This window comes from Okeania sp. KiyG1 (assembly GCF_014132355.1).
GTDB lineage: Bacteria > Cyanobacteriota > Cyanobacteriia > Cyanobacteriales > Microcoleaceae > Okeania.
The window spans coordinates 1-9,830 of sequence record NZ_BLZO01000183.1; the positions used below are offsets into that span (position 1 = coordinate 1).

Sequence of the window (9,830 nt, forward strand, 5' to 3'; positions counted from 1 at the left end):
CCAGCACCAGTAAATAACCTGTGTGCGAATCGTCCATTAGCAATTTCAACAGGTTTAATGAAGCCAAATCAGCCCATTGTAGATCGTCCAAAAAGATAACCAGGGGATGTTCTTTGGTAGCGAACACCTGCACAAATTTACCAAACAGCAAGTTAAAGCGATTCTTTGCTGCACTGCCAGAAAGTTCGGCGACTGGAGGTTGTTTACCAATAATCCGTTCTAGTTCCGGAATGACGTCGATGATGACTTGCCCACTTTTTCCCAGCGCTTTGAGGATTTTCGCCTGCCAATTGGCTAATTCTGCATCCGACTCACCGAGCAATTGTCCCATCAAGTCTCGGAAGGCTTGCAAGAAAGCTGAAAAGGGAATGTTGCGGTTAAATTGGTCGAATTTACCTTTGATAAAGTAGCCACGTTGTTTAACTATGGGTTTGTGAACCTCGTTGACAACGGCAGTTTTACCAATTCCTGAAAATCCCGCTATGAGCATCATTTCTACCCTTTTTTCTCCCCCCTTGCTAAGGGGGGTTGGAGGGGATTCTTCCTTATTAAGGGTGGTTGGGTGGGATTTTACTTCCCCCTTATTAAGGGTGGTTGAGTGGGATTCTACTCCCCCCTTATTAAGGGGGGTTGGGGGGGATTCTACTCCTGGCTTATTAAGAGTGGTTGAGTGGGATTCTACTCCCCCCTTATTAAGGAGGGTTGGGGGGGATTCTACTCCTGGCTTATTAAGAGTGGTTGGGTGGGATTCTACTCCCCCCTTGCTAAGGGGGGTTGGGGGGGATTCTTCCTTGCGAAGAGGATTAGCCACACGCTCAAAGGAATTGAGTAAAGCTTGAACTTCTTTTTCCCTTCCGTAGAGCTTTTCGGGGATAATAAACCGATCGCACAAATCCCATTCCCCAAGCTCAAACTCGATAATTTCTCCTGTAGTTTTCCACTGCTCCAGACATCGCTCTAGATCGTGTTTCAAGCCCAAAGCACTCTGATAGCGGTCTTCAGCATTTTTTGCCATTAACTTAAGCACCACTTTTCTAAGCATTGCCGGAATTTCTAACTGTTCGCTGCTTGCGGGAAACTCCGCTGCCTGAGCAATATGACAATGCACTAATTCCATCGGATCTTTGCTTTCAAACGGTAACTTCCCAGTCAGGAGTTCAAAAAACGTCACCCCCAGAGAGTAAAAATCAGTACGATAGTCAATACCTCTATTCATCCGTCCGGTTTGTTCTGGAGATATATAGGCAAGGGTTCCTTCTAAACCATTCGGGTTGATAAATTGTTGTTGTTCTTTAGGCAATAAACTGGAGATACTGAAGTCTATCATCTTAACTTGTTTAGTTTCTGGGTGAATCAGAATGTTGGCAGGTTTTATGTCTTTGTGGATGATGCGTTGTTTACTAAGATAATGGAGAGCTTCAGTTAGTTGGATGGCAATTGTGAAAAATTCTTTGAGGTTTTGGTCTGATTTCTGCCAATATTTCCAGAGAGAAACTGCACCGTCATCAGGCATTACCAGAGCATAACCATTACCATAGCGTTCTAAGGCAATAGGTCGAACAATGCCAGGATGTTCCAGATGACGGGCAATAACGTACTGGTTGCGCCATTGGAGTAACTCATTGAAATTGGGATGAGGGTTGCGTAGGACTTTAACTATAACAGGTTTGCCTTCACTTTCTCGGACTGCTTTGTAGACAAGGGTACGAGTTCCCAGATAAATTTGGTCGGTTTGTTGATAATTTGTTAAGTTAAGCATCATTATTATAAATGAATTATTCCAGCTCTGCAAATAATTCAGGACTTACAAAAAAAAGGAAATTATACACCATTTGTAGGGGCGTTAGCGGAGCTATGCGTCAGCAAACGACCGTTTGTAGGGGCGAACGGCCGTTTGCTTCGCATAACTATCGTTAACGCCCCTACTAGATGTGGTGGTTCTGCGTAAGTCCTGTGATTTCTTGAAGTAGCACTCAGCTATCAGCAATCAGCTATCAGCTTCTCAAGGTGTATAATGGGGGTTTTAATCCACCATAAAAGGCGCACCACTAATTTTTCAAATAAGCGTGGGGACACCGAACCAGCAGATTTTAGCTGTTTGCGGAGCATTCCGAAACGGAAAAGCTGATAGCTATTTAAATACAGGGCTTACGCGAAAGACGAAATGATGCACCATTTGTAGGGGTTAATGGCCGTTAATCCCTACTATCTGTAGTAGTTATGCGTAAGTCCTGAAATAAAAATTTAATAATCACAGGAAGGCCAGGATAAAGTCTTTATATCTTAACGCTTATTTAATTCTCTGTCAACCCATTGAACGAAGGCAGAGGGGAGATGGGAAGTGTGGGGAGTGTGTGAAGAGTGCGATTCGTTTGGCAAGGGCGAGCTCATAAGTAAGTTAGCCAGTCCCAAAAACTAGGGATAACTCTAGTAGCTATGCAGGTTGAATTCCTGCCTTCCCGGATGCGGAGTGACTTCAGTTACATTCCTAAAATCTGAAAAACTATGACTGACAAATTTAAGAGTTTTATTGCATTAGCAAAGCATACGATCCCCCCTAACCCCCCTTAATAAGGGGGGAACCGCTCCCTGTAATAAGGGTGGAACCGCTTAGGGGGGGGTAAGGTTTCACGCGTCCCCCTTAAAAAGGGAGATTTAGGGGGATCATACATAAATGTACCTCATTTTGATAATGCTATATATAATATCAACGACATTCCTAATTCCTAAAATCTGAAAAACTATGACTGACAAATTTAAGAATTTTGTTGCACTAGCAAAGCATACGATCTCCCTAACCCCCTTAATAAGGGGGAACCGCTCCCTTAATCAGGGTGGAACCGCTTCAAAAGGAGTAAGGCTTCAAAGTCCCCCTTTTTAAGGGGGATTTAGGGGGATCATACATAAATGTACCTGATCTTTATGAGAAATGCTATATATAATATCAACGACATTCCTAAAATCTGAAAAACTATGACTGACAAATTTAAGAATTTTGTTGCACTAGCAAAGCATACGATCCCCCCTAACCCCCCTTAATAAGGGGGGAACCGCTCCCTTAATCAGGGTGGAACCGCTTCAAAAGGAGTAAGGCTTCAAAGTCCCCCTTTTTAAGGGGGATTTAGGGGGATCATACATAAATGTACCTGATCTTTATGAGAAATGCTATATATAATATCAACGACATTCCTAATTCCTAAAATCTGAAAAACTATGACTGACAAATTTAAGAGTTTTCTTGCATTAGCAAAGCAGAGGTACAGAATAACACTGACTTCTGTTGAGCAAAAGTTATTAAAGGCTATTGTTAAAGGAGAGGTAGCTGATTATCAAGTTAAATCCCCAGAACTTATTTTGCTTAAGGAACAGTTAGATTTAGAACTGTTAAAAGAACAGTTAAAAGGGTTAGAGGATGTAGAAAATTTAGAATATTTGGAAGGTTTAGGTTTAGAACAGTTAAAAGAGTTAGAAAAGTCAGAACACCCAGAACAGTTAAAAGAGTTATTAGCAGCGATCGCTAAAGAAAAGGAATTTAATAATCCAGCTACAGTAGAATCATGGGGAGAAAAGCGGATATTATCGGCTAAGTTTATTGAGTGGTTGTGTACGGATGTGGAAGCTTTTAAATATTTTACTAATCATGGTTTACAGGTTTGTGGAGCTAAGATTTCGGGGAAATTAAATCTTGAGTTTGTTAAGTTTGAAAGTTTATGGTGTTTCACAGAATGTGTTTTTGTAGAAAAAGTTATTTTGAGGGGAGCGAAGGTAGAAGCAGTCAAGTTTGATGGCAGTCATGTTGTTGGTATTGATGCTGGGTTGATTGAAGTTAGGGGTAGTTTATATCTACAAAATGGCTTTCAGAGTGAGGGTGAGGTAAGCTTATCTGAAGCTACTATTGGTGGTCAACTCTCTTGTTGTGGAGGTCATTTCTATAATAAAGAGGGAAATGCGCTTAATGCTCATAGCATAGAAGTCAAAAGTCATATCTTTCTGAGAGAAGGTTTCAAGGTTGAAGGTAGAGTTAGTCTATATAGAGCTACTATTGATGGTCAACTTGATTGTAGTCAAGGTCATTTCTCTAATAAAGAAGGAGATGCAATCTGGGCTGATAATATAGAAGTCAAAGCTGATGTCTTTCTGAGTAATGATTTCAAGGCTGAGGGTAGGGTAAGTCTATCTGAAGCTACTATTGGTGGTGTACTCTCTTGTAGCCAAGGTCATTTCTTTAATAAAGAAGGAACTGCACTCAATGCTAAGAATATAGAAGTCAAAGCTGATGTCTTTCTGAGAAATGGTTTCAAGGCTGAGGGTAGGGTAAGTCTATCTGGAGCTACTATTAGTGGTGTACTCAATTGTGATCAAGGTCACTTCTCTAATCAAGAAGGAGATGCGCTCAATGCTGAAAATATAGAAGTCAAAGGTGATGTCTTTCTGAGTAATGATTTTAAGGCTGAGGGTAGGGTAAGTATATCTGGAGCTACTATTGGTGGTCAACTTAATTGTTTTAAATGCCATTTCTCTAATAAAGAAAAATATGCGCTCTTTGCTCAAGATATAGAAGTCAAATCTAATGTCTTTCTGAGAAATGGTTTCAAGGCTGAGGGAGAAGTAAGTATATCTGGAGCTATTATTGGTGGTCAACTTGCTTGTAGTGGAGGTCATTTCTCTAATCAAGGAAAAAATGCGCTTTTTGCTCAGAATATAGAAGTCAAAGGTGATGTCTCTCTGAGAAATGGTTTCAACGCTGAGGGTAGAGTCAGTCTATCTGGAGCTACTATTGGTGGTGTACTTAGTTGCAGTAAAGCTCATTTCTCTAATAAAGGAAAATATGCGCTCTTTGCTGATGGTGTAGAAATCAAAGCTGATGTCTTTCTGGATAAAGACTTCAAGGCTGAGGGTATAGTCAGTCTATCTGAAGCTACTATTGGTGGTGTACTTAGTTGTCGTGGAGGTCATTTCTGTAACAAAGAAGGAACTGCACTCTTTGCTCAGAATATAGAAGTCAAAGGTGATGTCTATCTGAATAATGATTTTAAGGCTGAGGGTATAGTCAGTCTATCTGGAGCTACTATTGGTGGTGTACTCTCTTGTCATGGAGGTCATTTCTCTAATCAAGAAGGAGATGCGCTCTTTGCTCAACGTATAGAAGTTAAAGGTTCTGTCTTTCTGAGAAATGGCTTCAAGGCTGAGGGTAGGGTAAGTCTATCTGGAGCTACTATTGGCAGTCAACTTAATTGTAGTCAAGGTCATTTCTTTAATAAAGGAAAAAATGCACTCAATGCTGAGAACATAGAAGTTAAAGGTTCTGTGTTTCTAAGTAATGACTTCAAGGCTAAAGGCGAGGTAAGCCTATCTGGAGCTACTATTGGCGGTAGACTTTATTGTAGTGGAGGTCATTTCTCTAATCCAGAAAAATATGCGCTCTTTGCTCAGAATATAGAAGTTAAAACTAATATTATTCTCAGCAATGGCTTCAAAGCTCAAGGTAAAGTAGATTTAACAGCAGCAAATATAAAAGGAAATCTTGACTGCACTAATGGCAACTTTTCCAACGAAAAAGGAACTGTTTTATCTGCCGAAGGAATCAATGTTGACGGAGATATTTTATTAGATAAAGGGACTTTTCAAGGAAATATTTATTTAGTCAGCGCCAGAGTAGACGACACATTAAGTATGGTCAAAATTAAACAAGAAAAAGTAACTTTCCCACTCTATCTACGCCTCCTATATCCTTTCATTAAAAATATAAAAACAATCAAATTACATCACTACTTCAAAAAGAATATCAAAGAATAGAAACTCACTACATGAAAATAGACCTACAATTTGCCAGAATAGGTCGCCTCAGAGATGACGAACAAAGTTGGCCTCAAAAAAACAATCTCAACCTTGACGGTTTTATTTATCAGAAACTTGGAACAGACGATAATATTAAAGTTCTTAAAGATGCCAAAACCCGCCTCAAATGGCTGAGACTGCAACCAGAATTTTTCCCTCAAACTTATGAACAACTAGCCGAAGTATTAAAAAAAGAAGGCGATCCAGATGCCGCTACAGAAATATTAATCCATAAAGAAAGAGACATTAGACCAAAACTCAACAAATTAAGTAAATTTTGGAATTACTTTCTAGATATTACAATTGCATACGGCTATAAACCGACAAAAGCCTTAGTTTGGAGTTCTATTTTTATATCCTTTGGTTGGATTTCATTTGCTTTAGGCCATTACAATTGTTCCAACTCAATATCCAATAATAAATGCCTATTTTCACCAGCTTCAGAAATTAGTCCATATACCGAAGAAACTAATAATAAAACTATTGATATAGACTATCCAGAATTTAACTTCTGGTTATATTCATTAGACACATTCATCCCCATAGTTGACCTACATCAACAAACATATTGGCTGCCAAATTCTCAAAAAGGTCAAGAAATTCCATTAATATTATTCAAAGTAAAAGCAGGTCGCTTATTAAGATGGTACCTATGGGTTCACATAATCTTTGGTTGGATATTAACATCCCTGTGGGTAGCAGGTTTCAGTGGTTTAGTTCGTGGGTAGGGAAGAAGGCATTAATTTGCCCCCCGAGCAAGCCAAAATTGGGGGGAATAAGAGTCAATTTGCCTGTAACAAGTCCCCCAGAATTGGGGGATTTACAGCGGTTTTCATGTGGGTAGACCACAGTAGGGGCGAATGGCATTCGCCCTTACAGGATTTTGGTTATGACGATGTGGTTTATCAACCTGAAAAGCTCTGTAATACTGAAATTTGCCCCCCGAGCAAGCCAAAATTGGGGGGAACAAGAGTCAATTTGCCTGTAACAAGTCCCCCAGAATTGGGGGATTTAGGGGGCTTGGATTCTGAAATTTGCCCCCCGAGCAAGCCAAAATTGAGGGGAACAAGAGTCAATTTGCTTGCTCTAGTCCCCCAGAATTGGGGGATTTAGGGGGCTTGGATTCTGAAATTTGCCCCCCGAGCAAGCCAAAATTGGGGGGAACAAGAGTCAATTTGCCTGTAACAAGTCCCCCAGAATTGGGGGATTTAGGGGCTTGGATTCTGAAATTTGCCCCCGAGCAAGCCAAAATTGGGGGAACAAGAGTCAATTTGCTTGTAACAAGTCCCCCAGAATTGGGGGATTTAGGGGGCTTGGATTCTGAAATTTGCCCCCCGAGCAAGCCAAAATTGGGAGGAACAAGAGTCAATTTGCTTGTAACAAGTCCCCCAGAATTGGGGGATTTAGGGGGCTTGGATTCTGAAATTTGCCCCCCGAGCAAGCCAAAATTGGGGGGGAACAAGAGTCAATCTGCTTCTCAAAGTCCCCCAAAATTGGGGGATTTAGGGGGCTTAACTACCCCTCAGAACTAATCAACTCCCGATACACTCCCTCTTCCTGCAACATTTCCTCATGAGTGCCGCGCTGCACTACCTCCCCATATTCCAAAACAATAATCTCATCACAATCACGAATAGTACTCAACCGATGCGCCACAATAATACAACTACACCCCCGACTCTGCAAATTATCAACAATCATTTTCTCTGTTTCCGCATCCAAAGCACTCGTTGCCTCATCCATTACTAATATTGTAGGATTATTTACCAAAGCACGAGCAATTTCTAACCTCTGTCTTTGACCCCCACTTAAGTTTCCACCTCCCTCCAATAACTCACCATCGTATCCACCAGGAAGTGTCATCACTGCTTCATGGATAACAGCATCCCGACAAGCTTTCATCAGTTGAGTCGTTGATATTGTTGGGTTCCACAAAGTTAAATTATCCCGCACCGTGCCACTAAATAAAAATATTTCCTGTTCCACCATCGACAGAGAATTAGTTAATACTGTAGGCGAAATATCCTCTCTGGGAATGCCATCAAACAAAATTTCCCCCTCCCACGGTTGATACAAACCACAAATTAATTTGGCGATCGTCGATTTTCCCGAACCACTGCCACCAACTAATGCTATCTTTTGCCCTGGTTGCAACGACAAATTCAAATCTACCACTAAAGGTGGATCTACCCGTGAATAGCCAAATGTAATATTCCGCAATTCTACATAACCTCTGAGTTTTGAGTCTTCAAATACCTGCTCACTCTCCCCCCTTCCCAAGGGGGGTTGGGGGGGATCAGTCTCCCCCTTCCCAAGGGGGGATGGGGGGGATCATCCGTTTCATTGCTCAATACATCATTCAGTCTATTCAAGTCTCCCTCTAATTCCTGGAGAGTGCTGCCAAAACCAACCAAAGTATTCACAGGTTGCTGAAAACTTAACATCAAACTCTGAAATGCTACCAACATACCAATACTGAGTTCCCCTTCCATGACTCGCAAACCACCTACAACTAATACCAATACTGATGTGAGGGATGATAAAAATGTTGGTAAAATCTCTAAAACTTGATTTGTCACTTCCAACTGTTGTTGGGTATTCACGGTTTTGGCATAATATCCAGACCACCGAGAAAAAAAGTCTGACTCCAGCGCCGATGCTTTTAGGGTTTCCATACTTTGCAACCCTGCAATACTTGCCCCCGCAAGTTTACCTTCGTCTTGCACTAACCGCATATTAGCATCTACCCGTTGCCGAGATACCCACTGCAAAGCTATGATATTTACAGCAGCAAAGCTAATTCCGATTAAAGTTAGTACGCGATCGTAAGCAAACATCACCAACCCATAAAATACTATCATTACTGTATCAATAACTGTAGTTGCTAACTGACCGGAAAGCACCTGGGCAACTTCATTATTGATATTGACGCGACCGCTAATTTCTCCAGCATATCTTTGAGCATAAAATCCTACTGGTAGTCGCAGAATATGCCACATAAACTGACTAGACATCCCTATAGATAATTTAATCATTAATTTTCTTAGGTAGCGTAGTCGTAATAAAGTCAGTAAAGTTTGTAATATCGTAGCGATCGCCATTCCTAAAACTAGGGGTCGCAACCAGTTAGTACGATTTTCCACAAGAATATTATCAACAAATATCTGGCTAAATACTGGTACTGTCAAACCGGGAATTACTAGCAGAAAACCTGCGATGATACAATAAATTATTGCCCCTAAAGATGGTCGGAGTCTTTGATATAACAATGGGATGATGCTTGGTTTACGGCCGCCTTTTTCAAATTCCTCTCCAGGTTCGATAGTGAGGATAACTCCGGTAAAGCCTTCATCAAATTCATCCCAGGAAACTTTACGAGGTCCGGTAGCAGGGTCGTTGAGGAAAACTTGATGTTTGTTAAATCCTTCAACGACTAAGAAATGATTAAATTCCCAAAATACAATGTAGGGGGGGGATAGTTCCTCAAGTTGGTCGAGGGTTTCTGCTTTGAAACCACTTGCTTCCATGCCGTAATTTCTGGCAGCACCAACTATTTTGGATGCTTTACTACCGTCGCGGGAAACTCCACATTCTTGTCGGAGTTCGGCAAGGGGTACAATGCGACCGTAGTAACCTAGGATGATACAGAGGGCCGCAGCACCACATTCAACGGCTTCCATCTGAATAACAGTAGGGGTTTTGACTCTTTTTTTTTCATTTGAGTTAGAAAGTGTCTGGATAATTTAGGAGTCAGAATTTCCTACGGAATGCTCCGCAAACAGAATTTCCTACGGAATGCTCCGCAAACAGAATTCAGGAGTCAGGAGGAGAAAGAATTAGAAAGATGAGCGTAGTTGTGGCAATTAGAGAATTTTTTTTATCCGGACTTACGCAGAACCGCCATATATAGCGAATGGCATTCGCCCCCTACAGATGCTGTATAACTATATATTATTCGTAAGTCCTGTTTATGTCCAATTAAACGGATATAA

5 protein-coding genes are annotated in these 9,830 nt (G+C 41.1%); 2 read left to right on the plus strand and 3 right to left on the minus strand.

Annotation, left to right across the window (positions count from 1 at the left end; genetic code table 11):
• The coding region (locus SAGCYANO_RS46805) for an AAA family ATPase (RefSeq protein ID WP_375340088.1) at nucleotides 1–1,762 on the minus strand (1,762 nt) is incomplete at its 3' end.
• Nucleotides 1,763–3,213: 1,451 nt separating this feature from the next.
• On the opposite strand from SAGCYANO_RS46805, the gene SAGCYANO_RS39975 reads away from it, so the two are divergent.
• Both SAGCYANO_RS39975 and SAGCYANO_RS39980 read left to right on the plus strand, forming a co-directional pair.
• Complete coding sequence (locus SAGCYANO_RS39975) at nucleotides 3,214–5,796, plus strand: hypothetical protein (RefSeq protein WP_202225099.1); 2,583 nt, start codon at nucleotides 3,214–3,216, stop codon at nucleotides 5,794–5,796.
• A gap of 11 nt (nucleotides 5,797–5,807) precedes the next feature.
• Entirely contained in the window at nucleotides 5,808–6,566 is a 759-nt protein-coding gene (locus SAGCYANO_RS39980; RefSeq protein WP_202225100.1) for a hypothetical protein, read from the plus strand.
• A 787-nt stretch (nucleotides 6,567–7,353) separates the two neighbouring features.
• Here SAGCYANO_RS39980 and SAGCYANO_RS49775 read toward each other — a convergent pair.
• On the minus strand, nucleotides 7,354–8,058 hold the full coding sequence (locus SAGCYANO_RS49775; RefSeq protein WP_307786305.1) for an ATP-binding cassette domain-containing protein: 705 nt from the start codon (nucleotides 8,056–8,058) through the stop codon (nucleotides 7,354–7,356).
• A 2-nt stretch (nucleotides 8,059–8,060) separates the two neighbouring features.
• Entirely contained in the window at nucleotides 8,061–9,518 is a 1,458-nt protein-coding gene (locus SAGCYANO_RS39985) for a cysteine peptidase family C39 domain-containing protein (RefSeq protein ID WP_307786306.1), read from the minus strand.
• Between the last annotated feature and the right edge of the window lie 312 nt (nucleotides 9,519–9,830).

Coding starts and splice junctions, on each gene's coding strand:
- SAGCYANO_RS39985 (WP_307786306.1), bottom strand. CDS start 9,518: ATGGAAGCCGTTGAATGTGGTGCTGCGGCCCTCTGTATCATCCTAGGT.
- SAGCYANO_RS39980 (WP_202225100.1), top strand. CDS start 5,808: ATGAAAATAGACCTACAATTTGCCAGAATAGGTCGCCTCAGAGATGAC.
- SAGCYANO_RS39975 (WP_202225099.1), top strand. CDS start 3,214: ATGACTGACAAATTTAAGAGTTTTCTTGCATTAGCAAAGCAGAGGTAC.